This window comes from Streptomyces huasconensis (genome assembly GCF_021028635.1).
Lineage (GTDB): Bacteria > Actinomycetota > Actinomycetes > Streptomycetales > Streptomycetaceae > Streptomyces > Streptomyces huasconensis.
This window is the reverse complement of sequence record NZ_CP086119.1, coordinates 4,395,990-4,418,905: the sequence shown is the minus strand read 5'-3', so window position 1 is coordinate 4,418,905 and position 22,916 is coordinate 4,395,990. Positions and strand designations below refer to the sequence as shown.

At 69.7% G+C, this 22,916-nt stretch carries 23 protein-coding genes and 1 tRNA gene; 13 read left to right on the top strand and 11 right to left on the bottom strand.

Annotation, left to right across the window (positions count from 1 at the left end):
* Window positions 1–78 precede the first annotated feature (78 nt).
* The 3 genes from J2N69_RS20200 (at window position 79) to J2N69_RS20190 (ending at window position 1,946) form a co-directional block, all read left to right on the top strand.
* The gene (locus tag J2N69_RS20200; protein ID WP_205034979.1) at window positions 79–576 is read left to right on the top strand and encodes a phage holin family protein; all 498 of its coding nucleotides are present in this window, start codon (window positions 79–81) and stop codon (window positions 574–576) included.
* Window positions 573–1,583, top strand: coding sequence for an alpha/beta fold hydrolase (locus tag J2N69_RS20195; protein WP_230902034.1), 1,011 nt, complete (start codon window positions 573–575; stop codon window positions 1,581–1,583). Before J2N69_RS20200 ends, J2N69_RS20195 begins: the two co-directional genes overlap by 4 nt.
* A 174-nt stretch (window positions 1,584–1,757) precedes the next feature.
* Window positions 1,758–1,946 (top strand): hypothetical protein, encoded by a 189-nt coding sequence (locus J2N69_RS20190; RefSeq protein ID WP_127911363.1) that lies wholly within the window; start codon window positions 1,758–1,760, stop codon window positions 1,944–1,946.
* A 37-nt stretch (window positions 1,947–1,983) separates the two neighbouring features.
* On the opposite strand, the gene J2N69_RS20185 is transcribed toward J2N69_RS20190, so the two are convergent.
* The 3 genes from J2N69_RS20185 to nth form a co-directional block, all read right to left on the bottom strand.
* Window positions 1,984–3,189 carry a MarP family serine protease gene (locus tag J2N69_RS20185; protein ID WP_230902033.1) on the bottom strand — a complete coding sequence of 402 codons (1,206 nt, stop codon included), beginning with the start codon at window positions 3,187–3,189 and terminating at the stop codon, window positions 1,984–1,986.
* Between the two features lie 49 nt (window positions 3,190–3,238).
* A complete protein-coding gene (locus J2N69_RS20180; RefSeq protein WP_359778180.1) occupies window positions 3,239–3,880 on the bottom strand; it encodes an NUDIX hydrolase in 642 nt (213 codons plus the stop codon).
* A gap of 257 nt (window positions 3,881–4,137) precedes the next feature.
* On the bottom strand, window positions 4,138–5,052 hold the full coding sequence (nth, locus tag J2N69_RS20175; RefSeq protein ID WP_230902031.1) for an endonuclease III: 915 nt from the start codon (window positions 5,050–5,052) through the stop codon (window positions 4,138–4,140).
* Window positions 5,053–5,552: 500 nt separating this feature from the next.
* Here nth and J2N69_RS20170 point away from each other — a divergent pair, with 500 nt between their 5' ends.
* Window positions 5,553–6,227, top strand: a complete 675-nt coding sequence (locus tag J2N69_RS20170) for a Crp/Fnr family transcriptional regulator (RefSeq protein WP_016642758.1) — start codon at window positions 5,553–5,555, stop codon at window positions 6,225–6,227.
* A 100-nt stretch (window positions 6,228–6,327) separates the two neighbouring features.
* Here J2N69_RS20170 and J2N69_RS20165 read toward each other — a convergent pair whose 3' ends face one another.
* The 4 genes from J2N69_RS20165 to J2N69_RS20150 form a co-directional block, all read right to left on the bottom strand.
* Window positions 6,328–7,158 (bottom strand): MBL fold metallo-hydrolase, encoded by an 831-nt coding sequence (locus J2N69_RS20165; RefSeq protein WP_230902030.1) that lies wholly within the window; start codon window positions 7,156–7,158, stop codon window positions 6,328–6,330.
* A gap of 82 nt (window positions 7,159–7,240) precedes the next feature.
* A complete protein-coding gene (locus tag J2N69_RS20160; RefSeq protein ID WP_230902029.1) occupies window positions 7,241–8,110 on the bottom strand; it encodes an NUDIX hydrolase in 870 nt (289 codons plus the stop codon).
* Window positions 8,111–8,183: 73 nt separating this feature from the next.
* A complete protein-coding gene (locus J2N69_RS20155) occupies window positions 8,184–8,654 on the bottom strand; it encodes a RidA family protein (RefSeq protein ID WP_127911359.1) in 471 nt (156 codons plus the stop codon).
* Window positions 8,651–8,812, bottom strand: coding sequence for a DUF4177 domain-containing protein (locus J2N69_RS20150; RefSeq protein ID WP_003975360.1), 162 nt, complete (start codon window positions 8,810–8,812; stop codon window positions 8,651–8,653). Before J2N69_RS20150 ends, J2N69_RS20155 begins: the two co-directional genes overlap by 4 nt.
* A gap of 174 nt (window positions 8,813–8,986) precedes the next feature.
* Here J2N69_RS20150 and J2N69_RS20145 point away from each other — a divergent pair, with 174 nt between their 5' ends.
* On the top strand, window positions 8,987–9,967 hold the full coding sequence (locus tag J2N69_RS20145; protein WP_230902028.1) for an ATPase BagA: 981 nt from the start codon (window positions 8,987–8,989) through the stop codon (window positions 9,965–9,967).
* The gene (locus J2N69_RS20140; protein ID WP_230902027.1) at window positions 9,964–11,379 is read left to right on the top strand and encodes an ATPase BagB; all 1,416 of its coding nucleotides are present in this window, start codon (window positions 9,964–9,966) and stop codon (window positions 11,377–11,379) included. Before J2N69_RS20145 ends, J2N69_RS20140 begins: the two co-directional genes overlap by 4 nt.
* Before the next feature lie 122 nt (window positions 11,380–11,501).
* Here J2N69_RS20140 and J2N69_RS20135 read toward each other — a convergent pair whose 3' ends face one another.
* The gene (locus J2N69_RS20135; protein ID WP_030782081.1) at window positions 11,502–11,846 is read right to left on the bottom strand and encodes a WhiB family transcriptional regulator; all 345 of its coding nucleotides are present in this window, start codon (window positions 11,844–11,846) and stop codon (window positions 11,502–11,504) included.
* A 493-nt stretch (window positions 11,847–12,339) separates the two neighbouring features.
* On the opposite strand from J2N69_RS20135, the gene J2N69_RS20130 reads away from it, so the two are divergent.
* On the top strand, window positions 12,340–14,640 hold the full coding sequence (locus tag J2N69_RS20130; RefSeq protein ID WP_230902026.1) for a transglycosylase domain-containing protein: 2,301 nt from the start codon (window positions 12,340–12,342) through the stop codon (window positions 14,638–14,640).
* Window positions 14,641–14,853: 213 nt separating this feature from the next.
* Here the strand turns inward: J2N69_RS20130 and J2N69_RS20125 are convergent, their stop codons facing one another.
* Entirely contained in the window at window positions 14,854–15,318 is a 465-nt protein-coding gene (locus J2N69_RS20125; RefSeq protein WP_230902025.1) for a GatB/YqeY domain-containing protein, read from the bottom strand.
* A gap of 117 nt (window positions 15,319–15,435) precedes the next feature.
* Between J2N69_RS20125 and J2N69_RS20120 the strand changes: the two genes are divergently transcribed.
* The 6 genes from J2N69_RS20120 to J2N69_RS20095 all read left to right on the top strand — a co-directional run bounded on the left by J2N69_RS20120 (window position 15,436) and on the right by J2N69_RS20095 (window position 20,711).
* Entirely contained in the window at window positions 15,436–16,368 is a 933-nt protein-coding gene (locus J2N69_RS20120) for a metallophosphoesterase (protein ID WP_230902024.1), read from the top strand.
* A gap of 159 nt (window positions 16,369–16,527) precedes the next feature.
* Window positions 16,528–17,280: a Pr6Pr family membrane protein gene (locus J2N69_RS20115; RefSeq protein ID WP_230902023.1), complete on the top strand. Its 753-nt coding sequence runs from the start codon at window positions 16,528–16,530 to the stop codon at window positions 17,278–17,280.
* A 49-nt stretch (window positions 17,281–17,329) separates the two neighbouring features.
* Window positions 17,330–17,403: transfer RNA gene (locus J2N69_RS20110), tRNA-Pro, on the top strand.
* A gap of 209 nt (window positions 17,404–17,612) precedes the next feature.
* The gene (locus tag J2N69_RS20105; RefSeq protein ID WP_230902022.1) at window positions 17,613–18,905 is read left to right on the top strand and encodes an HNH endonuclease; all 1,293 of its coding nucleotides are present in this window, start codon (window positions 17,613–17,615) and stop codon (window positions 18,903–18,905) included.
* Between the two features lie 47 nt (window positions 18,906–18,952).
* A protein-coding gene (locus J2N69_RS20100; RefSeq protein WP_230904788.1) for an IS5 family transposase occupies window positions 18,953–19,749 on the top strand; the annotation gives its coding sequence in 2 pieces (ribosomal slippage) (window positions 18,953–19,286 and window positions 19,286–19,749; 798 coding nt in all).
* A 131-nt stretch (window positions 19,750–19,880) separates the two neighbouring features.
* Window positions 19,881–20,711 (top strand): nucleotidyltransferase domain-containing protein, encoded by an 831-nt coding sequence (locus J2N69_RS20095; RefSeq protein ID WP_230902021.1) that lies wholly within the window; start codon window positions 19,881–19,883, stop codon window positions 20,709–20,711.
* Between the two features lie 137 nt (window positions 20,712–20,848).
* Here J2N69_RS20095 and J2N69_RS20090 read toward each other — a convergent pair whose 3' ends face one another.
* Both J2N69_RS20090 and J2N69_RS20085 read right to left on the bottom strand, forming a co-directional pair.
* Window positions 20,849–22,003, bottom strand: a complete 1,155-nt coding sequence (locus J2N69_RS20090) for a helix-turn-helix domain-containing protein (protein ID WP_230902020.1) — start codon at window positions 22,001–22,003, stop codon at window positions 20,849–20,851.
* Window positions 22,004–22,037: 34 nt separating this feature from the next.
* Window positions 22,038–22,691 carry a hypothetical protein gene (locus J2N69_RS20085; RefSeq protein ID WP_230902019.1) on the bottom strand — a complete coding sequence of 218 codons (654 nt, stop codon included), beginning with the start codon at window positions 22,689–22,691 and terminating at the stop codon, window positions 22,038–22,040.
* Between the last annotated feature and the right edge of the window lie 225 nt (window positions 22,692–22,916).

The following is a 22,916-nucleotide window of genomic DNA, read 5'->3' as shown; positions in this document are numbered from 1 at the left end:
TGGGCAGATATGCCGCAGAAGAGATCAGAAGAGAAAAAACCAGCCACAGCACAAGCCACAGAACAAGGGGAGAACGCGATGAGCTCACCCGACGGTCACGTCGGCGCCGAGCGGAGCCTCGGCCAGCTGGTCGCCACGGCGACCGGTGAGATGTCCGCGCTGGTGCACGATGAGATCGCGCTGGCCAAGGCCCAGCTGCGACAGGACGTCAAGCGCGGCGCGATCGGCGGTGGCGCGTTCGCCGCGGCCGGCACGGTCCTCATCTTCTCGCTGCCGATGCTGAGCTTCGCCCTCGCGTACGGCATCCGTACGTGGAGCGGCTGGAACCTCGCGGTCTGCTTCCTGCTGTCCTTCGCCGCCAACGTGCTGGTGGCCGGGGCGCTCGCGCTGATCGGCGTCGTCTTCGCCAAGAAGGCCAAGAAGGGCAAGGGCCCGCAGAAGGTCGCCGCTTCGGCCAAAGAGACGGCAGCCGTACTGGGGAACGTCAAACCGCACCCCCGTGCGGTGAGCCCGGCCGCCACCGTGGACGTCCGAGTCGGTGAGACGGGGGCCACTGTGGCACGCTCGTCCTCATGACGGACCCCGCCCACCACGACCACGCCCCTCAGGACCCCGCCCGAGCCGGTGCCACGCGGCTCGGCCCCACGCTCGGCGCCACCGCCCATTCGGCGCAGCCGGCCTCGGCCGTACGCATCGAGGGGCCCTGGACCCACCGGGACGTGGCCGCCAACGGCGCGCGGTTCCACATCGCCGAGATGGGTGACGGGCCGCTGGTCCTGCTCCTGCACGGCTTCCCCCAGTTCTGGTGGGCGTGGCGGCACCAGATGGTGGCGCTCGCCGACGCGGGCTTCCGGGCCGTCGCGATGGACCTGCGGGGCGTGGGCGGCAGCGACCGCACCCCGCGCGGCTACGACCCGGCCAACCTCGCGCTCGACATCACCGGTGTCGTGCGCTCGCTGGGTGAGCCGGACGCCGCGCTCGTCGGCCACGACCTCGGCGGGTACCTCGCGTGGACGGCGGCCGTGATGCGCCCCAAGCTGGTGCGCCGCCTCGCGGTCTCCTCGATGCCGCATCCGCGCCGCTGGCGCTCGGCGATGCTCTCCGACAGGAAGCAGACCGCCGCGGGGTCCTATGTGTGGGGCTTCCAGCGGCCGTGGCTGCCGGAGCGTCAACTCGTCGCCGACGACGCCGCCCTGGTGGGGCGTCTCGTCCGGGACTGGTCGGGGCCCCGGCTGCCGGAGGACGAGGCGGTGGAGACGTACCAGCGCGCCATGTGCATCCCGTCGACGGCGCACTGTTCGATCGAGCCGTACCGCTGGATGGTGCGGTCGATGGCACGGCCCGACGGCATCCAGTTCAACCGCCGGATGAAGCGGCCGGTGCGCGTGCCGACGCTGCACCTGCACGGCTCGCTCGATCCGGTGATGCGTACGAGGAGCGCGGCGGGGTCCGGTGAGTACGTCGAAGCCCCCTACCGCTGGCGGCTGTTCGACGGGCTCGGGCACTTTCCGCACGAGGAGGACCCGGTGGCGTTCTCCACGGAGCTGGTGAACTGGCTGAAGGACCCGGAGCCCGACCGCTGACGGGACGGCCTTGACGGCCGGAACCACCGGAACAACTGCGACCACCGGACCCGCTTCCGGGGCCGAACTTCTGGGCCGAACATCTGTCCTACGAACGCCACTTGCCCGGCGCATAGGCCAATTGAGTTCCCCGCACACGGTTACCGACCATGAGGCCCGGGCAGACGTCGGGGTATGGGCTGGACGCACGACTACAGTGACGCAGCACGCAACCGCCGCTCGGCCACAGCGCTGAACAGCCGCGAGAGGGGCGGGCCGCGGGACGAGGGGCATCACGGCCCCCCGCAGGGCATGGGCATTCCCCGCATCCTCCGCCGCAGGGCCCGCTGGGTCTCCGCGCGGCTCCGGCATACGCGCGCCTGACCTCGGCCCGCCCACTCCCCCCGGCTTCCGGTATGGCCTAGAGCGCGCAGCCCTGGCTGTCGACCTCTTGGTTGGCGGTGCGGCCGCGCTCGATGTCCTCGCGCACCTCGTCGACCGTCAGGGCGTAACCGGTGTCGGGGTCGTCGAGGGACTTGGCGAAGACCACGCCGTAGACCTTGCCGTCGGGTGTGAGCAGCGGGCCGCCGGAGTTGCCCTGGCGGACCGTCGCGTAGAGCGAGTAGACGTCGCGGCGCACGGTGCCCCGGTGGTAGATGTCCGGACCCTTGGCGGAGATGCGGCCGCGCACGCGCGCGGGGCGGACGTCATAGGGCCCGTCCTCGGGGAAGCCCGCGACGATGGCGCTGTCGCCACTGGCCGGGTCCTTGGACGCGAACCGGAGCGGCGGCGCCTTCAGCGTGGGCACGTCCAGTACGGCGATGTCCCGCTCCCAGTCGTAGAGGACGACCTTGGCGTCGTACACCTGGGTCTGATCGCCTATCTGGATGGTCGGCTCGTCCACGCCGCCGACCACGTGGGCGTTCGTCATCACGCGGCGGTCGGCGAAGACGAAGCCGGTGCCCTCCAGGACCTTGCCGCAGCTGCGGGCCTCGCCCCGGACCTTCACGATGGAGCGCTTGGCGGTCGTGGCGACCTCGCTCTTGGCCAGCTTGGGGTCGGGCGGCTGGACCTCCGTGATCGGCTCGTTCGAGAAGGGGCTGAAGACCTGCGGGAAGCCGTTCTGCGCGAGGACCGAGGAGAAGTCGTTGAACCACGTGTCGGCCTGGGCGGGCAGCGCGCGCGAGACCCCGAGGAGCACCTTGGAGTTGCGTACTTCCTTGCCGACCGTCGGCATCGTCGTGCCCGCGAGGAGGGAGCCGATCATCCAGGCGACGAGCAGCATCGCCACCACGTTCACCAGCGCGCCGCCCGTCGCGTCCAGGGCGCGGGCGGGCTGCCAGGTGATGTATCTGCGCAGCTTGTTGCCGAGGTGGGTGGTGAAGGCCTGGCCGATCGAGGCGCAGACGATCACGATGACGACGGCGACCACCGCCGCGGTCGTACTCACCTCCGCCGCTTCGTCGTCCGTCAGCGCGTCCCAGATGACCGGCAGCAGATAAACGGCGACGAGACCGCCGCCGAGGAAGCCGATCACCGAGAGGATGCCGACGACGAAGCCCTGGCGATAGCCGACGATCGCGAACCACACGGCGGCGAGCAGCAGCAGGATGTCCAGCACGTTCACCGATTCAATCCTCGCCTCGCGTCGCGGTCGCCACTTCGCTGCAACCTTGTCATGCGCGCCAGTCGAGCGGGACCTGCTTACTGCGGTCCCAGGGGCGCTCCCAGCCCGCGAAGTGCAGAATTCTATCGATCACTCCGGCGGTGAAACCCCAGACCAGAGCGGACTCGACGAGGAACGCGGGGCCGCGGTGGCCGCTCGGGTGGATCGCCGTCACGCGGTTCGCCGGGTCCGTGAGATCGGCCACGGGCACCGTGAAGACGCGGGCGGTCTCGTTCGGATCGACGACGCCGACCGGGCTCGGTTCGCGCCACCAGCCGAGCACGGGCGTGACGACGAAATCGCTCACGGGGATGAACAGGCGCGGCAGTACGGCGAAGAGCTGGACGCCCCGGGGGTCGAGGCCCGTCTCCTCCTCCGCCTCGCGCAGGGCGGCGTGGAGGGGGCCGTCGGTGAGCGGGTCGCCGTCCTCCGGGTCGAGGGAGCCACCGGGGAAGGAGGGCTGCCCCGCGTGGGAGCGGAGGGAGCCGGCGCGCTCCATCAGGAGCAGTTCGGGGCCGCGCTCCCCCTCTCCGAAGAGGACGAGGACGGCGGACTGCCGGCCGGCTCCGCTCTCCGGGGGCAGGAAGCGGCTCAGCTGGAGCGGCTGGACGGTCTGGGCGGCTCGGGCGACGGGGGTCAGCCAGGAGGGCAGGGAGTCGGTGCTGAGGAGGTCGTGGCCACGGTCGCTGGTGCCGGCGCTATTGCCGTCGCCGTTGCCGGCGGCATGGCCGTGGCCGGCACCGGTGCCGTTGCCGTTGCTGTCGACATCGGCGTCGTACTTGCCCGCCGCCGTGAAAACGCTGTCGCTGTCCGTGGCGTTCGTCGTCTCGCTCGTGTGCGTCATCGGCACCCCCGTCCCTCTCTCCCCAACGGTCTTCGCCCCCTGGTTCGTTCCGCCCCGCCGCTCCTTCACCCCGCGGCCAGGGGCGGCGCGGGCTTTCCGGGGTAGTCCGCCGGGGGCTTGAGCCGCTGGCCCGGGAAGCCGCCCATCTCGTACTTCAGGAGCTTCTTCGCCTTCTCCGGGTCGGTCTCGCCCTCTCCGTACGAGGGACAGAGCGGGGCGATCGGGCAAGCGCCGCAGGCGGGCTTGCGGGAGTGGCAGATGCGGCGGCCGTGGAAGATGACGCGGTGCGAGAGCATCGTCCACTCGCTCTTCGGGAAGAGCGAGGCCACGGCGGCCTCGACCTTCACCGGGTCCGTCTCCTCGGTCCACTTCCAACGGCGTACGAGCCGGCCGAAGTGGGTGTCCACAGTGAGTCCCGGGACACCGAAAGCGTTGCCCAACACCACGAACGCGGTCTTGCGGCCCACACCGGGCAGCTTGACCAGGTCGTCGAGGCGCCCCGGCACCTCACCCCCGAAGTCGTCCCGCAGGGCCTTCGCCAGACCCATGATCGACTTCGTCTTGGCGCGGAAGAACCCGGTGGGCCTGATCAGCTCCTCGACCTCCTCGGGGACGGCGGCGGCCAGGTCCTCCGGAGTCGGGTACTTGGCGAACAGACGCGGAGTCGTCTGGTTCACGCGCAGGTCCGTGGTCTGCGCGGAGAGAACCGTGGCGACCAGCAGCTCGAAGGGGTTCTCGAAGTCCAGCTCGGGGTGGGCGTACGCATACACCTCGGCGAGTTCGCGGTTGATCCGCCGGGCACGGCGCACCAGGGCGGTACGGGACTCGGGCGCGGCCTTCTTGGCAGCCGGCTTGGCGGGCGCCTTGGCAGCCGTCTTGGCGGCTGTCTTGGCAGGCGCGGCCTTCTTCGCGGGCGCGGCCTTCTTCGCAGGCGCCGTCTCCTTCGCGGAGGTGGCCGCGGTCGGCGTCTTCTTTGTCACTGCAGGTGCCTTCTTCGGGGAGGTCGCTCGCCGCGCGGGAGCCGTTCGCTTCTCAGGTGCCGTTCGCTTCTCAGGGGTCGGTGGGGACGAGGGGGGCGGTTCTCTCCTCGCCTCTACCCCCTTCTCCGACGACCGTGCGCCCTTCGTCGGCGCCTTTGCGGCTGCCGCCGATGGCGGTGTGTCCTTCGAACGCACCACACCCGCCCGATTTGTCGGATTGTCCGACCCTTCGGCTGCCTGTTCGCCCACAGCGGAATCGCGGGGTGCGGCCACCTTCTCAGCCCCCTCTGCCTGTGCAGTCACCGGCTTTTTGGACACCCGGCCAGCCTAGGGCCCCCCACTGACATCCGTCCCTGACCCCGAAGATCGGCCCCCAATTGGCCCCCTCCCACACAGCACGCCACGCCGGTGCGGCAGACTTGTGACTGATCACACTGTTTGGACCGTCCGGCAAAATGGGGAACACGGTCCCCTGATGCAGGTCGACAAGGAGAGAACTCGTGGACGACGTTCTGCGGCGCGCCCCGCTCTTCGCGGCGCTCGATGACGAGCAGGCCGCGGAGCTCCGCGCCTCCATGAGTGAGGTGACGCTCGCGCGCGGGGATGCGCTTTTCCATGAGGGCGACCCCGGAGACCGCCTGTACGTGGTCACCGAGGGCAAGGTGAAGCTCCACCGCACCTCGCCCGACGGCCGGGAGAACATGCTCGCGGTGCTCGGCCCCGGTGAGCTGATCGGTGAGCTGTCGCTCTTCGACCCGGGCCCGCGGACGGCCACGGCCTCGGCCCTCACCGAGGTGAAGCTGCTCGGCCTCGGCCACGGCGACCTCCAGCCCTGGCTGAACGCCCGGCCCGAGGTGGCCGCAGCGCTGCTGCGCGCCGTCGCCCGGCGCCTTCGCAAGACCAACGACCAGATGTCCGACCTGGTCTTCTCCGACGTGCCGGGCCGTGTGGCCCGCGCGCTGCTCGACCTGTCGCGCCGCTTCGGCGTGCAGTCCGAGGAGGGCATCCACGTCGTGCACGACCTCACGCAGGAAGAGCTGGCCCAGCTGGTCGGCGCCTCCCGCGAGACGGTCAACAAGGCCCTGGCGGACTTCGCGGGCCGCGGCTGGCTGCGCCTGGAGGCGCGCGCGGTGATCCTGCTGGACGTCGAGCGCCTCGCCAAGCGGTCGCGCTGACGCCGAGTCCGTACGTGGACGGGCCCCGCCTCTTCGGAGGCGGGGCCCGTCGCGTCTCTCGTGCGGGTGGGGGACGCGGCATCGGCGCCCGCGTCCCCGGTCAGATCAGACCGTGCTCCCGCAGGTAGTCCAGCTGCGCCCGGACCGACAGTTCCGCGGCCGGCCACAAGGAGCGGTCCACGTCCGCGTACACATGTGCGACGACATCGGCGGCCTCCGTGTGGCCGTTCTCCACGGCTGTCTCGACCTGGGCGAGTCGGTTGGCCCGGTGGGCCAGATAGAACTCGACGGCGCCCTGGGCGTCCTCCAGGACCGGGCCATGGCCCGGCAGGACCGTGTGCACGCCGTCGTCGACGGCCAGGGAGCGCAGGCGGCGCAGGGAGTCGAGATAGTCGCCCAGGCGACCGTCGGGGTGCGCCACGACCGTCGTGCCGCGCCCGAGGATCGTGTCGCCCGTCAGGACCGCCCGGTCGGCGGGGAGGTGGAAGCAGAGCGAGTCCGCGGTGTGGCCCGGGGTGGCCACCACGCGCATCTCCAGGCCACCGGTGGTGATCACGTCACCGGCCGCGAGCCCCTCCTCGCCCAGCCGCAGGGCGGGGTCGAGGGCGCGTACGTGAGTCCGGGTCAGCTCGGCGAAGCGGGCGGCGCCCTCCGCGTGGTCGGGGTGGCCGTGGGTCAGGAGGGTCAGGGCCACGCGCTTGCCCATCTTCGCGGCCGTCTCGACGACGCGGCTGAGGTGGGCGTCGTCGAGCGGGCCCGGGTCGACGACCACGGCGAGGGGTGAGTCCGGCTCCGAGACGATCCACGTGTTGGTGCCGTCCAGCGTCATGGCGGAGGGGTTCGGCGCGAGGACGTTGACCGCACGGGCGGTGGCGGGACCGCTGAGGACTCCGCCCCGGGGCTGTCCCGGGAGGGCGGCGGCTTCTGTCATGCGGGGGTGACTCCCGTCGGGATCGGGGTGTGCGGGGAATGCGCGGGAGGCGTGGGAGAGGACGCGCGGGCGTGGCCCGGGGTCACCTCGCGCCGTCCGGGGCGATCCGCTTGGTGAACTCGCCGTGGCCCGGCCAGGACAGCACCAGCTCGCCGTCCTCCAGCCGTGCCTGAGCGAGCACCGGAGTCATGTCCTGGGCCCCGGCCGCACCGAACGCCTCGGAAGGCGTCACGTACGCGCTCAGCGCCCGCAGCGTCGCGATCGTCGGCGGCATCATCAGCAGCTCGCCCTTGTCGTAGCGGGCTGCCGCCTCCGCCGGGCGGGTCCACACGGTCCGGTCCGCCTCCGTCGAGGCGTTGCGCGTACGCTGCCCCGCCGGAAGCGCCGCCACGAAGAAGAACGTGTCGTAGCGCTTGGGTTCGAACTCCGGGGTGATCCACCGCGCCCAGGCGGCGAGCAGGTCGCTGCGCAGGAACAGGCCCCGGCGGTCGAGGAACTCCGCGAAGGAGAGGTCACGGGCCACCAGGGCCTCGCGGTCCGCCTCCCAGTCCTCGCCGGTGGTGTCGCCGACGACGGTCTCCGGAGTGGGCCCGGCGAGCAGCACGCCGGCCTCCTCGTACGTCTCGCGGACCGCCGCGCAGACGATCGCCTGGGCCTCGGCCTCGTCGTCGACGCCGAGCCGGGCGGCCCACCACGCGCGCGTGGGCCCCGCCCAGCGCACCAGGTGGTCGTCGTCGCGCGGGTCGACGCCGCCGCCCGGATACGCGTACGCGCCTCCGGCGAAGGCCATGGAGGCGCGTCTGCGCAGCATGTGTACTTCCGGTCCGCTGTCACCGTCCCTGAGCAGCATGACGGTGGCGGCGCGGCGCGGGGTCGCGGGAGTCAGCTCGCCGCTCGCGAGGGCGCGGATGCGGTCGGGCCACTCCGGGGGGTACCACTGCCCATTTGCCATGGGCGGAGGCTATCCCTTGGCGGGCTGATGTTCGAGAGGCGGCAGTCGGGCCCCGCGGGGGCCCGGCCCGGGCTCACGCCTCGGTCAGTTCCACCTGGAATTCGACCTCGACCGGCGCGTCCAGCGGCAGCACGGCGACACCCACGGCGCTGCGGGCGTGCACGCCCTTGTCGCCGAGCACCTCGCCGAGCAGCTCGCTCGCGCCGTTGATCACGCCGGGCTGGCCCGTGAAGTCCGGGGCGGAGGCCACGAAGCCGACGACCTTCACGACGCGCGCGATGCGGTCGAGGTCACCGGCGACGGACTTCACCGCGGCCAGGCCGTTCAGCGCGCAGGTGCGGGCCAGCTCCTTGGCCTCCTCCGGGGTGACCTCACCGCCGACCTTCCCGGTCACGGCGAGCTTGCCGTCCACCATGGGGAGCTGCCCCGCGGTGTAGACGTACACGCCGGACTGGACGGCCGGCTGGTACGAGGCCAGCGGCGGCACGACCGCCGGCAGCGTCAGGCCCAGCTCGGCGAGGCGCGCCTCGACGGCCCCGCTCATGCCTGCTTCTCGCGCTTCAGGTAGGCCACGAGCTGCTCGGGGTTGTTCGGCCCGGGCACGACCTGGACCAGCTCCCAGCCGTCCTCGCCCCAGGTGTCCAGAATCTGCTTCGTGGCGTGGACGAGCAGAGGCACGGTTGCGTATTCCCACTTGGTCATGTGGCCGACTGTAGTCGGTGCCCGGGGGTGCTCCGGTCAGGCGTCGGGATGCGCCCGGGCCGGGCATCGGGGAAGGCTCGGGGTGGGGGTCAGGGATCGCTCGGGGTCGGGTTCAGGGAACGCTCAGGGTGGGCTCCTGCGTAGGCCGGGCGGCGACTGGTTAGGCTCACAAGTGTGAGCAGGCTCCAGGTCGTCAGTGGCAAGGGCGGTACCGGCAAGACCACGGTGGCCGCCGCCCTCGCGCTCGCCCTCGCGACGGAGGGCAAGCGCACCCTCCTCGTCGAGGTCGAGGGCAGGCAGGGCATCGCGCAGCTCTTCGAGACGGAGACGCTGCCTTATGAGGAGCGGAAGATCGCCGTCGCTCCCGGGGGTGGGGAGGTGTACGCCCTCGCCATCGACCCCGAGCTGGCACTGCTCGACTACCTCCAGATGTTCTACAAACTGGGGGGCGCCGGCCGGGCGCTGAAGAAGCTCGGCGCCATCGACTTCGCGACCACCATCGCGCCCGGTCTGCGGGACGTCCTGCTGACCGGCAAGGCCTGCGAGGCGGTGCGCAGAAAGGACAAGAGCGGGCGGTACGCGTACGACTGCGTCGTCATGGACGCCCCGCCGACAGGGCGCATCACCCGCTTCCTGAACGTCAACGACGAGGTCGCCGGGCTCGCGAAGATCGGGCCCATACACAACCAGGCGCAGGCCGTGATGCGGGTCCTCAAGTCACCGGAGACGGCCGTGCACTTGGTGACCCTGCTGGAGGAGATGCCGGTCCAGGAGACCGCGGACGGCATCGCCGAGCTGCGGTCCGCGCGGCTTCCGGTGGGGCGGGTCATCGTGAACATGGTGCGTCCGGCCCTGCTCGACGAGGCCGAGCTGGAGCTGGGCCTGGAGCGGACGCCTCGTACGGCCATCGCCAGGTCGCTGTCGGCCGCGGGGCTCGGCGGGGCCCGGCGGGGCGGGAGCGCCGAGCGGCTGGTGGACCCGCTCCTGGAGCAGGCCGCGGAGTACGCCGAGCGGTACGCCCTGGAGCGCGGCCAGCGGGACGTGCTGAGGGAGTTCGGCCGGCCGCTGCACGAACTCCCGCTGCTGGCGGGCGGGATGGACCTCGCGGGCCTGTACGAGCTCGCCACGGCACTGCGGAAGCAAGGGATCGCATGACCCCGGAACCGGCACGGACCTCGGACTCGGCGGCCGCCTCGGGCGCCGCCCGGCCTCTCGACCCCGCCCGCGCGCTGGACGTCGACGCCCTGATCGACGACCCGAAGACCCGCATCGTGGTGTGCTGCGGCTCGGGAGGCGTGGGCAAGACGACCACGGCGGCCGCCATAGGCCTGCGCGCGGCCGAGCGGGGCCGCAAGGTCGTCGTGCTCACCATCGACCCGGCGCGCAGGCTCGCCCAGTCCATGGGCATCGACCGGCTCGACAACGTGCCGCGGCGGGTCAAGGACGTCGAGGGCGACGGCGACGGCGAGCTGCACGCCATGATGCTCGACATGAAGCGGACCTTCGACGAGATCGTCGAGGCGCACGCGGACAAGGAGCGGGCGGCCGCGATCCTCGCCAACCCCTTTTACCAGTCGCTCTCGGCGGGCTTCGCGGGCACGCAGGAGTACATGGCGATGGAGAAGCTGGGGCAGCTGCGGTCGCGGGACGAGTGGGACCTGATCGTCGTCGACACACCGCCCTCGCGTTCGGCGCTGGACTTCCTCGACGCGCCCAAGCGCCTCGGCTCCTTCCTGGACGGCAAGCTGATCCGGCTGCTCATGGCGCCGGCGAAGGTGGGCGGCCGGGCCGGGATGAAGTTCCTGAACGTCGGCATGTCGATGATGACGGGAGCGCTGGGCAAGCTGCTCGGCGGGCCGCTGCTGCGTGACGTACAGACGTTCGTGGCGGCGATGGACACGATGTTCGGCGGATTCCGTACGCGGGCGGACGCCACGTACCGGCTGTTGCAGGCGCCGGGGACGGCGTTCCTCGTGGTGGCCTCGCCGGAGCGGGACGCGCTGCGGGAGGCCGCCTACTTCGTGGAGCGTCTGGCGGCCGATGACATGCCGCTGGCCGGTCTGGTGCTGAACCGTGTGCACGGCAGCGGTGCCGCCCACCTGTCGGCGGAGCGGGCGCTCGCCGCCGCAGAAAATCTTGAGGAGAGCCGCATTGTGGATCAGGGGGACGGGAAGGTTGGAGATCGTAACTCTCCCGATAATCTTCTGAGTTCGGAACCATCGCAGCCTTCGGAAGCTTCGCAGCCGGCGGAGACTTCGCAGCCTTCGGAGACTGCAATGCCCTCCGAGGCCCCCCACGAGACCACGACGTCCGACGCGGCTGACGCGGCCGACACAACAGACACAACAGATACGTCCGATGCGTCCGACGCGTCCGTCGAGCAGTTGACCGCGGGACTACTGCGCCTGCACGCCGAACGCATGCGGCTGCTGGCGCGTGAACAGCGCACGCGTGACCGCTTCACCGCGCTCCACCCCGAGGTGGCGGTGGCGGAAGTGGCCGCGCTGCCGGGCGATGTGCACGACCTGGCCGGACTCCGTGCCATCGGAGACCGGCTGGCGGGCTGACCACCGCACAAGCGGGCGGAGCCGGGGCACCACGCGGGCCGGCTGCCGGACCACGCAGGCGTACCGGGTCCACACCGGGTCGCACCTGCTCGCCCGGGTCGCTGCGCGAGCGAGCCGGGAGATCAACCCACCGCGGCGTAACTCTCGTACGTCTCCTCGTCCTCCAAGTCCACGGGCAGCAGTCCCGCCCCGCGCTCGTACTCGGAGCGCGCCGTCTCCAGGAGCCTGCGCCATGAGGTGACGGTGGGGCGCCTGCGCAGCAACGCCCGGCGCTCACGCTCCGTCATGCCACCCCACACGCCGAACTCGACGCGGTTGTCGAGCGCGTCGGCCAGGCACTCGGTCCGCACCGGGCATCCGGTGCACACCGCCTTGGCCCTGTTCTGCGCTGCTCCTTGAACGAACAGTTCATCTGGATCGGTAGTGCGGCAGGCCGCCTGCGCACTCCAGTCGGTTACCCAGCCCATACCGGCGCCGTCCTCTCCCGAATCGAGGCTCCCCCACGGCGGCAGCGGCATATTCACCGCCGCCAGTTGAGGACGTTACGGAAGGTGGGCACAGCGCAACACCCCCTTCGGGCCCAATCTTGAATGGCCCGAACGGACTATGCGTAAGCGGCAGATCACCCGACGGAGTGAGCCAGCGACATATGTGAGGTACCCGGCAAAGCAGGGCAGTTCAGTTGCGTCACAACGGATACGCGGCGCACACAGGGCGAAGTCGGACATCAGGTCGATATAAATTCGTCGGGCCCGGAAGCGACGGGGGGCTTGTCGCCGCACCGCACTGCTGTGACAGTTGACAACAGCTTAGGCCAAGGCATTGCGGCCTGTCCGGAGATTCAGAACGCCGGCCCCCGGCGCACCGCTCGCGGCCCCGAATGTCACGATCCGACACTCGAACATTCCGATGATCACTCGGTCCCTCAAAACGCCCTTGCCTACGGATTAGGGTGCCCCCATGGGAAAGAAGCGCTCGGGCGGTGGTCTGTCACCTATTCAACAGGCCGCGAAGTTTCTCGGTGTCAGCGTGCTGGCGGGTGCGGTGCTGGCCGGGATCGCCCTGCCCGCGGCCGGCGCGCTGGGCCTGGCGGCCAAGGGTTCCGTCGAGGGATTCGACGAGATCCCCGCACACCTCAAGCAGCCGCCGCTCAGCCAGCGCACCAGCATCCTGGACAACAAGGGCGGCCACATCGCCACGGTCTACTCGCGTGACCGCACGGTGGTGCCCCTGAAGGACATCTCGCCGTACATGCAGAAGGCGATCGTCGCGATCGAGGACTCCCGCTTCTACGAACACGGCGCGATCGACCTCAAGGGCATCCTGCGCGCCCTCAACCAGAACGCGCAGAGCGGCGGCGTCTCGCAGGGCGCGTCGACGCTGACTCAGCAGTACGTGAAGAACGTCTTCGTCGAGGAGGCGGGCGACGACCCGACGAAGGTCGCCCAGGCCACGCAGCAGACGCTGGGCCGCAAGATCCGCGAGCTGAAGTACGCGATCCAGGTCGAGGACAAGCTCGGCAAGAAGCGCATCCTCAGGAACTACCTGAACATCACCTACTTCGGTCAGCAGGCGTACGGCGTCGAGGCCGCGTCCCAGCGCTACTTCTCCAAGCCCGCCAAGGACCTGAAGCTCGAGGAGGCCGCGCTCCTCGCCGGCATCGTGCAGTCGCCCAGCCGGTACGATCCGGTCAACGACGCGACGGAGGCCACCCAGCGGCGCAACGTCGTGCTGCAGCGCATGGCCGACACGCACGACATCTCGCAGCAGGAGGCCGACAAGGCCAAGAAGTCGGACCTCGGCCTGAAGGTGAGCCGCCCCAAGAACGGCTGCATCACCGCGGTCAGCGGCGCCGGGTTCTTCTGCGACTACGTACGCGAGGTCTTCCTCAACGACCCGGTCTTCGGCAAGACGAAGGAGCAGCGGGCCAAGATCTGGAACCGCGGCGGCCTGAAGATCCGTACGACACTCGACCCGCAGACGCAGGAGTCGGTGCAGGCGTCGATCAAGGACCACGTGAACAAGGGCGACGAGGTGGCGACCGCCGCCACCATCGTCGAGCCGGGCACGGGCAAGATCCTCGGCATGGGGCAGTCGCGGCCCTACGGCTTCCAGAAGAACGAGACCACGATCAACCTCTCCGTGGACGACGACATGGGCGGCGGGGCGGGCTACCAGCCGGGCTCGACGTTCAAGCCGATCGTCGCGGCGGCGGCCCTGGAGGGCGGCAAGTCGCCGGGGCAGACGTACTCGTCCCCGTACGAGATGCCGTATCCGCAGCGCGTGTCGACCTGTGGCGGCAAGGACTGGGTGAACGTCAACAACGAGACGCTCACCAATGAGAACGAGTCCGAGGTCGGCCCGTACGGCATGAAGGAAGCGACCGCCAAGTCGGTCAACACCTACTACGTGCAGCTGATCGGCGACGTCGGCATCTGCCCGGTGACGAAGCTGGCCGCCAAGATGGGCGTGCGGCGGGCCGACGGCGGGGAGCTGGCCCAGGCACCGTCGATCGCGCTGGGCACCCAGGAGATGTCGCCGCTGACGATGGCGTCGGCGTACGCCACGTTCGCCTCGCGCGGCACGTACTGCTCGCCGATCGCCATCGAGTCGATCACGACGCTCGGCGGCAAGTCGTTGCAGGTGCCGAAGTCGACGTGCTCGCGGGCGATGTCGGAGAAGACCGCGGACACGATGAACACCCTGCTGCGGGGCGTGGTCGAGGACGGCACGGGCAAGCAGGCCGGTCTCGGCTCGCGGCCGAGCGCGGGCAAGACGGGTACGACCGACTACCGGTACGCCGCCTGGTTCGTGGGCTACACCCCGAACATGTCGGGCGCGGTCTGGGTCGGCGACCCGCAGCACAAGCGGCGGATGGTCGGCATCACCATCGGCGGCGTCCCGTACGGCAAGGTCTACGGTGGCGAGGTGCCGGGCCCGATCTGGCGCGACGCGATGAGCGGCGCCCTGGAGGGCAAGCCGGCGCCCGGCTTCACCTCGGTGCACCTTCCTGGCGGGGACAAGGGCAAGGGTCGTGACGGCGGCGGGGGTGGCGGTGACCACCATGACAACAAGCCGGGTGGGGGTAACGGTGGCGGTGGTGGCGATGACCGCGGCGGCAGCTCCGGTGGGGGTGGCGACAGCCCGTGGAATGGGATCACCATTCCGCCGGACATTCTGGGCGGTGGCGGCAATGGTGGTGGCATCGGTGGTGGGCATGGCTGGGGTCGTGGCAATGGGGGCGGGGGCTGGCTTCGGTAGGGGCTGGCTTCAGTAGGTAGGTAGGTAGCTCGGTAGGTAGGTGGCTTCGCTGCCGCGGGGGGATGGCTTCCGCGGAGATACGACGATGAGGGCGCCCCCGGTGGCTGGGGGCGCCCTCATCGTCGTAGGCGGGTGACGCGTCGAGTTGTGGTGTGGGCGGCAGGCAGGCCCTGGCGCGGCAGGGCCCTGCGTGCCCCGGAGCGGTGCTCGCTCTCAGCCCGCGAGGTGCTTCTTGACCGCGGCGGCGACGCGGCCGCCCTCGGCCAGGCCCGCGACCTTCGGGTTCACGATCTTCATGACCTGGCCCATGGCGCGCGGGCCCTCGGCGCCGGCGGCCCTGGCCTCCTCGACGGCCTGGGCGACGATCGCCTGGAGCTCGTCGTCGGAGAGCTGCTTCGGCAGGTACTCGGCGAGGATCTCGCCCTCCGCCTTCTCCCGCTCCGCCTGCTCGGTGCGCCCGGCCTGCCCGAAGGCCTCGGCGGCCTCGCGGCGCTTCTTCGCCTCGCGGGCGATCACCTTCCGCACGTCGTCGTCGGAGAGCTCGCGCGCCTGCGTGCCCGCGACCTCCTCCTTCGTGATGGCGGTGAGGGTCAGCCGGAGCGTCGAGGAGCGCAGCTCGTCACGCCCCCGGATCGCGGCCGTGAGGTCTTCCTGAAGCTTCGACTTGAGCGTGGTCATGGGTCGATTGTGGCAGGTGCGGACGGTTTCCCGCCCGCCGATTTCCCCCGGGTGCGGGCCGGTTGCCCGTGACCGCCCTCGCGCTCGGCACCTGTCCGCGTCTGACACGATGGGAGGATGCGCGCGCGATACGCAGTACCCCTGGGCATCACGGCGACGGCCGCAGCCGGCCTCGCCTACTCGGTGGGCTTCGAGGCCCGTTTCTTCCGGCTGAGGCGGGTCACGGTGCCCGTACTGCCGCAGGGGATGCGCCCCTTGCGGGTCCTCCAGGTCTCCGACATCCACATGGTGTCCGGCCAGCGCAAGAAGCAGCGGTGGCTGCAGTCGCTCGCGGGCCTGCGCCCCGACTTCGTGATCAACACGGGCGACAACCTCTCCGATCCCGAGGGCGTACCGGAGACGCTGGACGCGCTCGGCCCGCTGATGGAGTTCCCCGGGGCGTACGTCTTCGGCTCGAACGACTACTACGGCCCGAAGCCGCGCAACCCCGCCCGCTACCTCGTCGAGAAGGTCCAGGGCAAGCACGGCCTGAACGGCAACGCCCCCGCGGTCGGCGTCATCCACAACCCCTGGGAGGACCTGCGCGACGGCTTCGACGCCGCGGGCTGGGTGAACCTCACGAACACGCGGGGCTCGCTGAAGATCGACGGTTACGAGATCGGGCTCACGGGCGTGGACGACCCGCACATCAAACGCGACCGGTACGCGCGCGTGGCGGGCGGTCCGGACGCCGCCGCCGACTTCTCGATGGGCATCGTGCACGCGCCGTACCTGCGCTCCCTGGACGCGTTCACGGCGGACGGCTACCCCCTGATCCTGGCCGGCCACACCCACGGCGGGCAGCTCTGCATCCCCTTCTACGGGGCGCTGGTCACCAACTGCGATCTGGACACGGACCGCGTGAAGGGCCTCTCGACCCACCAGGCGGAGGGGAACACGGCGTACATGCACGTATCGGCGGGCTGCGGAGCGAACCGCTACACCCCGATGCGGTTCGCGTGCCCGCCGGAGGCGACGTTGCTGACGTTGGTGCCGGGGCGGGTGTCGTAGGGCGGTTCGCTCGGGTACGGGGTCGGGGTGAGGGGCGGTTGAGCTGCGGGCGGGGCTAGGGCTGGGGCCGGACCGCGGAGGCGTCCCCCCGGGGGCCAGGGCTGGGGGCCGGAGGCCGGGGGCGACGGTTCTGACGGCCGTGCCCCTACCGTGGAAAGCATGATCGATCCGACAATCTCGGGCATATCCAGCGCCTCGGGCGTCCCGGCGGAGGCGGTCGTGCCGCCCGTCCGCCGTCCCGTCGTGGCCACCCTGCGCGCGCTGATCGCCCTCGCCGCGGTGACCGGAATCACGATCGACCTGATCACCGGCAGCCCGCTCCGCGTCCTCAGCTACTTCACCATCCAGAGCAACCTGCTGGTGGCGGTGGTCCTCGGCCTCTCCGCACGCCGGGCCTGGCGGGGCCACCGGCCGCTGCCGCCGTGGGTGACCGGCGGCACGCTCCTCTGCATCGCGACGACCGGCCTCGTCTACCACCTGGTCCTGGCGAACGGCCCCGGCGGCTTCTCGATGACCGGAGACGCGACGTCCATGGCCGGCTGGCACTCGTACGCCAACCAGCTCCTGCACACCGTGACGCCGGTCGGCGTGACCCTCGACTGGCTGCTCCTGACCAGGCCGGGCGGCCTCCACCCGCGCCACGCCGCCCTCTGGGTGCTCTACCCCGCCGCTTACCTGGCCTTCACCCTCACCCGCGGCGCCCTGCTGCCCCCGGCCTCCCCCGCCCGCTACCCCTACCCGTTCCTGGACGTCGACGCCCACGGCTACCCAGGCGTCCTGGGCAACGCGCTCACCTTCGGCGTGGCCATCTACGCCCTGGCTCTCCTGATCATCGCCGTGGACCGCACCCGCCCCGAACCACGGGGCCCCGAAAACCGGATTTCGTCTCAGGCCGCCGGTCCGCTAAAGTAATCGATGTCGCCACGGCCTGCAGCAATGCGGGACGGTGGAGCAACGACATCGGGGTGTAGCGCAGCTTGGCAGCGCGCTTCGTTCGGGACGAAGAGGTCGTGGGTTCAAATCCCGCCACCCCGACAGTGAAACAGCAGGTCAAGGGCCTGATCCGGAAACGGGTCAGGCCCTTTCTGCGTCTCCGGTGATCGTTTGGGAGAAATCTGGGAGAAGATCTTGATCGGCTTCTCCCAGCAGGTGATCGCCCGGTAGGTGGCGGCACACCACCCAGGCATTGGCTCGTACCTGCGCGTTCGCGAACTCCAGTCACCCACTCGACCAGAGGACAGCGTGTGGACTACGGCTTCGGCAGCACCAACGACGCCGACAACAGCGCCTCCGAGCAAGCAGGCCGCCCATGCGCAGTCTGCGGCACAGTGATGGAGTCGTGGCGCCCGCGCAGCCAGAAATACTGCTCCGATCCCTGCCGCACCTCGGCCGGCAAGAAGCAGCGGGCTGAACGTCCGAAGGACGCGCCGAAGGTGCGGCGCCCGAAGCAGACGCTCACGCCGGGGACACCGCCGGTGCCCGACCTCGCCAGGACCCGCGAGGTTCGGGGTGATCCTTACTGGAACCCGATCCTCGCGGCTGCCGAACGTGCCACCGGCGACGAGCCTTGCCGGATCTGCGGCGAGCCCGTGCCAAGGAGCGCGCACTGGGAGCACCGCGACCGACACGTCTGCTCGGGTCGATGCAACACCACGCTCAAGCGGCGTACGAAGGCGCGGATCGAGAGGGGTGAGGTCGACTTGGCCACCATCCCGGATCACGGCGCCCGATCCTCCGCCAATGCCGAGCAGCGCGCTCGGTTCGGAGCCGTACGGGAGCCGCGGGTCTTCTGCACCAAAAATGCCGATGGTGACTTCCCCTATGAGTTCTACGGGCTGAGCCCCATCGAGGGCGATGTCATCGAGCGGCACGGCTCCGTCACGACGTACGCCACCGCCACCTCCCTGGGCGCCGACAACCTCGTCGCACTGGTGCGGGCCAACTCCGAACCCGACGCAGAGCCGATGGTCGCGATCCACCAGCAGACCGGCGCGCTCCTCGCCTACACGGGCCGTGTCCTGTGGTGGACCAAGGTGCCTGGTCAAGAGCATCCCCTCGCCCAGCAGACATCCTTCATAGGGGACGACGGGCGGCAGTGGCACTGGCAGAACGAGATCTTCCGTGACGTGGATGAGAGTGGGGAGACCTACGACTGGGAAGCCCGGGTCTGCGTCGCCGAGCCAACGCCCACCCTCTGGACCCCGGCGTACACCGCCCGCTCAGAGAAGCAGCGGCGCTCCACTCGGGCCCGTAACAGCTACCAGGCCCGCATGCGCGGCTACGGCACACTCAACGCAGGCGCCGACCAAGTGGACCCGTTCGACATCTACGAACGCGACCAATGGGTCTGTCAGTTGTGCCAGCGCCCGATGAACCCCGCCGTTGAGTGGCCCGACCTGTGGTCCTCCACCCTTGACCACGTCAAGCCTGTTGCTGAGGGCGGGGCACACACGGCCGAGAATCTGCAGGCAGCCCACTGGATCTGCAACATCCGCAAGGGAGACACCTGGGGGCCTGGCGAAACCCAGCCCGCTTAGAGGTCGTCTCAACTGGCGTGATCGTTATGTTGGTTGCCGTGATGGCGATGGTGGAGCGTCTGGTGCCGGACGCGTTGTGGGAGTTGTTCCAGCGGGTGGTGCCGGCCGCTCCGGTGAGACCGCAGGGCGGGGGCCGCCGTCGGTACGGGGACCGGCAGGTGCTGGCGGCCATAGTGTTCGTGGCCACGACAGGCTGTACATGGCGGCAGCTGCCGCCGGGCTTCGGTCCGTCCGGGCCGACCGCACACCGCCGCTTCGCCGAGTGGAGCCAGGCTCGTGTGTGGGGCAAACTCCACCGCCTGGTCTTGGACGAGCTCGGCGCCAGAGGCGAGCTGGACTGGTCGCGGTGCGCCATCGACTCGGTGAACATGCGCGCGATGAAAGGGGGGACCTGACAGGTCCGAATCCCGTAGATCGCGGCAAGAAGGGTTCAAAGATCCACTTGATCACCGAGCGGACCGGTCTGCCCCTCTCGATCGGTATCTCCGCCGCGAATACGCACGACAGCCAGGGACTTGAACCCCTGGTACGGGGCATACCTCCCATCCGTTCCCGGCGCGGGCCACGCCGACGGCGGCCCGCCAAGCTCCATGGAGACAAGGGCTACGACTACGACCACCCGCGGAAATGGCTCCGCTCGCGAAACATCACCCCGCGCCTCGCCCGCAGAAACATCGAGTCCTCCCAGAAGCTGGGCCGCCACCGGTGGACCGTGGAGCGAACGGTGGCGTGGCTGTCTGGGTGCCGCCGCCTGCACCGCCGTTACGAGCGCAAGGCCGAGCATTTCCTGGCCTTCGCCGGTATCGCGGCCACCCTGATCTGCTGCCGCCGACTCGGCGGCTGAGCCGTCCCCTATGATCTCGATCATGGGCAACTTCTCCTGAGCGGACCGCGACGGTCCACAGACATCCGCCCGGCAGGTGCCGGGCCCCGTCAGCGTGCCCGCACGCTCACCTCAGGAGACACGACCACACCATGTCCGTTCACTCTGCCCATTCCACCCTGGACGACCGCATCGCACGCCTGCGACAGCTCGCCCACGCCGACACCCGGCTGGAGGGCGTACTGCTCTACGGCTCGTGGACCGTGGGCGAGGCCGACGCCCATTCCGACATCGAGGCATACCTCTACATCCAGGAAGACCACCTCGCCGACTTCGACGGCCCCGCCTTCCTGGCACAGCTCGCCCCGCTCAAGCTCTCCTACACCAACATGTACGGCATCCTCGCCGTCGTCTTCGACGACCTGATGCGCGGCGAGTTCCACCTCACCCCCGCCGGTCCCGGCATCGACGAAGTCCCCACCTGGCAAGGGACGGTGCACCTACCCCGCCCCGACGACGCCGTCCTACTCGACCGCACCGGCCGGCTCACCCAGGCCGCCCGGCAGCTGGCCACCTTCCAGCCGCCCGAGCCGGTGACCACCGCCCAGCAGCTCACCGACGAGCTGACCAACTGGACGCTCATGCTCGCCCACGTCCTGGCCCGCGGCGAGACCGCCCGAGCCCACGCCCTGCTGCACACCGTCATCGCACCCCAGCAACTTCAGCTCTGCCGCCTGTTGCGCAACAGCACAGCCCACTGGCTCACCCCCAGCCGCGCGCTCGAACAGGACCTGCCCGACACTGACCGCCATCGCTACGCATCCACAACGGCTACCGCTCGCGACCAGGACGTGCGCACGGCGGCACGCAACAGCTGGCGCTGGAGCCGCGACCTGGCCGCCGAGGCCGCCGACCGCTGGACCATCCACCTGCCGCACGAACTCCACGAACAGATCAGCAGCCGCCTGAACGACCCTCGCTGACCACATCAGGCTGGGGCCACCGGACTCATCCAGTGGCCCCAGCCTGGCGCCGCGGCCGCCGCACAACGCCAATTGAGATCATCTCTTAGAGGGGGCTGGGCTCGATGCCGCAGCTGCGGTCTGGAGCCTTCAGGAGTTCATCGGACGACGGACAGATGCGATCGGTTGGCCTTGCCGACGTGACCTCGGCCGTCGCCCTCCTGCGAAGTGACAACCAGCCCGAAAACGAGGTCATTAAGGTCGGCAGGCTGTAGGTGCAGCTCACGGGCAATATCCGTAAGTCGCGTTCCTTCGCTCCGCAAGGCCGTGAACACCTTGCCCAAGACCTGCGATGTTTCACGGACCACGCCGCTGCGGGGCTCTGACTTGCGATAGCCGAGGCGGCTGAGTTCCACGCAGTGAGTTCGGTACTGCCACTCGGTGGTCAGACCCAGTTCGTGCAGCCGGTGGGCGAGGGCCATGGCGGCGACCTTCCAGCGGTGCTTGGCCTGGAGAATCCAGGTGGTGCTCGCACCGTGCGGGGCATGCGCGAGCACATCTGCTCGCGGCATAAGAAGCGCGGCTGCGAACCGATGGGCCTCGGCCTCAGCCTGCGGACCGTGTGGCATTTGCTCTTCGCCGTGGAGGACGAGGTGCCCCAGTTCGTGGGCCGCGTCGAAACGCCCCCGTTCGGCGGTCTTCTCAGTGCTTAGCAGCACGAACGGAATCCCACGATCCCAGAAGGAGAACGCATCAACCTCGGGACAGTCGCGGGAGAGCGAGAAGACTCGCACTCCGTGCGCCTCCAGGAGATGCACGGCGTTCAGAATCGGCGCGTTACCGAGGCCCCAGCGGGCCCGCACCAGCATGGCGGCTTCCTCTGCAGCAACGTTTTCGCCCGCCGCTTCGCCTGGATGAGGAATCTGCTCCTCGCCGGGCCCGAGGCGGCTGAAGGACGTGAGTGAGGGGATATCGGGGGCGGGCAGACGGAAGTGTCCGCTGATCCAGTCTTGTAGCACCCGCGCCAGCCGCCCCGAACTGAGGGCGATGTCCCGTTGGGAGGCAGTCATCTTGCTCAGGGCGCGGAAGCTCACCGAGTCCACCGTCAGCTCGGCGACCTCCTCGGCGCTGAAGAAGGACTGCGGGAACTCCAAGGCCGCTGCGATGGATTCCAAGGACTGTGGACTGGGGGTTGCCCGTCCGTTCTCGAAATCGGACAGCCTGCGTGGGGTCAGACCGGCCATTTGGGCGAGGCGGGTAACGGTCAGCCCCCGACGCTTGCGCGCCAGGATTAGCCGAGATGCGGTGGTCATGGGAGGAGCCAAGTGTTGTGGTCGTGCTGGATGGTCAGGACAGGCGCTCGATCGGGATGTCGATACCACCCTGGCCGTCGTCGACATCGTCAACGAACGGAGTGAAGCCTTCGAAGTCGATCCAGGGAAGGATGATCCTCTCGTACCAGCTGCTGATCTTGCCACGACTGCCCGGCTCGTTCGGAAGCGAGAGCTCGGCGTGAAGCCGTGTCCCCTGGTCGGTCTTTGCATGGTGATAGAGCAAAAACCAGGTGGGGATCCCGTCACCGACGTCCTGTTGCTCGGCCTCCGGATCGCGCTCGCCGAAGAGCAGCAGTTGCCGGTTGGTCTCCACCCTCTTCATCACCGCGTTGCCCTTCGCATAACGCGTGGAGGGCGTCAGAGCCGCGTACCCGGTCTCCGCACTGCCGCTGGAGGCTGTGATCGCGAAGTCACCGGACGGTGCGACGAGGAGCGGAACATTGCTGGGGCTCGCGCTGGCCCATCCCTTCCGGACGTAGGTCTCCCGCAGGAAGCGGACCGTGCGGCCCCAGAAGATGTTGCCGGGCAGCGAGAGCGGGTCCAGCGGTGTGCAGAAACTGCGCTCCGCTTCAGCTCGGCGCAGAGCGTTCTCGATCTCCTCGGCCGACAGGCCCAGCTCAGCGAGCCGATCACGAACCCGAGGGTTTTCCACGTGCACGACAGACATGCCCAGCCTCTCGACTCACCAGCCCGACTTCCGGAAATCCTCCCTCATATGAGGGAGGAAATCAAGAAACACGGCTGGTCAACCTTTCAGCTACAGACCGTCGTCCGTGCGAACAGGGAAGTCCAGGGCCGTGAATGAATGACCCAGCAGGGTTGTCCGTGAGCGCAACGACCTGGGCCTCAGACTCAGCCCCTCACGAGTCATCCAGCCAGTTTCCGGAGCGCC

What these genes read in the sequence shown, in the direction of transcription:
- J2N69_RS20200 (WP_205034979.1), top strand. Translation starts at nt 79, where the DNA reads ATGAGCTCACCCGACGGTCACGTCGGCGCCGAGCGGAGCCTCGGCCAG.
- J2N69_RS20195 (WP_230902034.1), top strand. Translation starts at nt 573, where the DNA reads ATGACGGACCCCGCCCACCACGACCACGCCCCTCAGGACCCCGCCCGA.
- J2N69_RS20190 (WP_127911363.1), top strand. Translation starts at nt 1,758, where the DNA reads ATGGGCTGGACGCACGACTACAGTGACGCAGCACGCAACCGCCGCTCG.
- J2N69_RS20165 (WP_230902030.1), bottom strand. Translation starts at nt 7,158, where the DNA reads ATGACAGAAGCCGCCGCCCTCCCGGGACAGCCCCGGGGCGGAGTCCTC.
- J2N69_RS20160 (WP_230902029.1), bottom strand. Translation starts at nt 8,110, where the DNA reads ATGGCAAATGGGCAGTGGTACCCCCCGGAGTGGCCCGACCGCATCCGC.
- J2N69_RS20155 (WP_127911359.1), bottom strand. Translation starts at nt 8,654, where the DNA reads ATGAGCGGGGCCGTCGAGGCGCGCCTCGCCGAGCTGGGCCTGACGCTG.
- J2N69_RS20150 (WP_003975360.1), bottom strand. Translation starts at nt 8,812, where the DNA reads ATGACCAAGTGGGAATACGCAACCGTGCCTCTGCTCGTCCACGCCACG.
- J2N69_RS20140 (WP_230902027.1), top strand. Translation starts at nt 9,964, where the DNA reads ATGACCCCGGAACCGGCACGGACCTCGGACTCGGCGGCCGCCTCGGGC.
- J2N69_RS20135 (WP_030782081.1), bottom strand. Translation starts at nt 11,846, where the DNA reads ATGGGCTGGGTAACCGACTGGAGTGCGCAGGCGGCCTGCCGCACTACC.
- J2N69_RS20130 (WP_230902026.1), top strand. Translation starts at nt 12,340, where the DNA reads ATGGGAAAGAAGCGCTCGGGCGGTGGTCTGTCACCTATTCAACAGGCC.
- J2N69_RS20125 (WP_230902025.1), bottom strand. Translation starts at nt 15,318, where the DNA reads ATGACCACGCTCAAGTCGAAGCTTCAGGAAGACCTCACGGCCGCGATC.
- J2N69_RS20120 (WP_230902024.1), top strand. Translation starts at nt 15,436, where the DNA reads ATGCGCGCGCGATACGCAGTACCCCTGGGCATCACGGCGACGGCCGCA.
- J2N69_RS20115 (WP_230902023.1), top strand. Translation starts at nt 16,528, where the DNA reads ATGATCGATCCGACAATCTCGGGCATATCCAGCGCCTCGGGCGTCCCG.
- J2N69_RS20095 (WP_230902021.1), top strand. Translation starts at nt 19,881, where the DNA reads ATGTCCGTTCACTCTGCCCATTCCACCCTGGACGACCGCATCGCACGC.
- J2N69_RS20090 (WP_230902020.1), bottom strand. Translation starts at nt 22,003, where the DNA reads ATGACCACCGCATCTCGGCTAATCCTGGCGCGCAAGCGTCGGGGGCTG.
- J2N69_RS20085 (WP_230902019.1), bottom strand. Translation starts at nt 22,691, where the DNA reads ATGTCTGTCGTGCACGTGGAAAACCCTCGGGTTCGTGATCGGCTCGCT.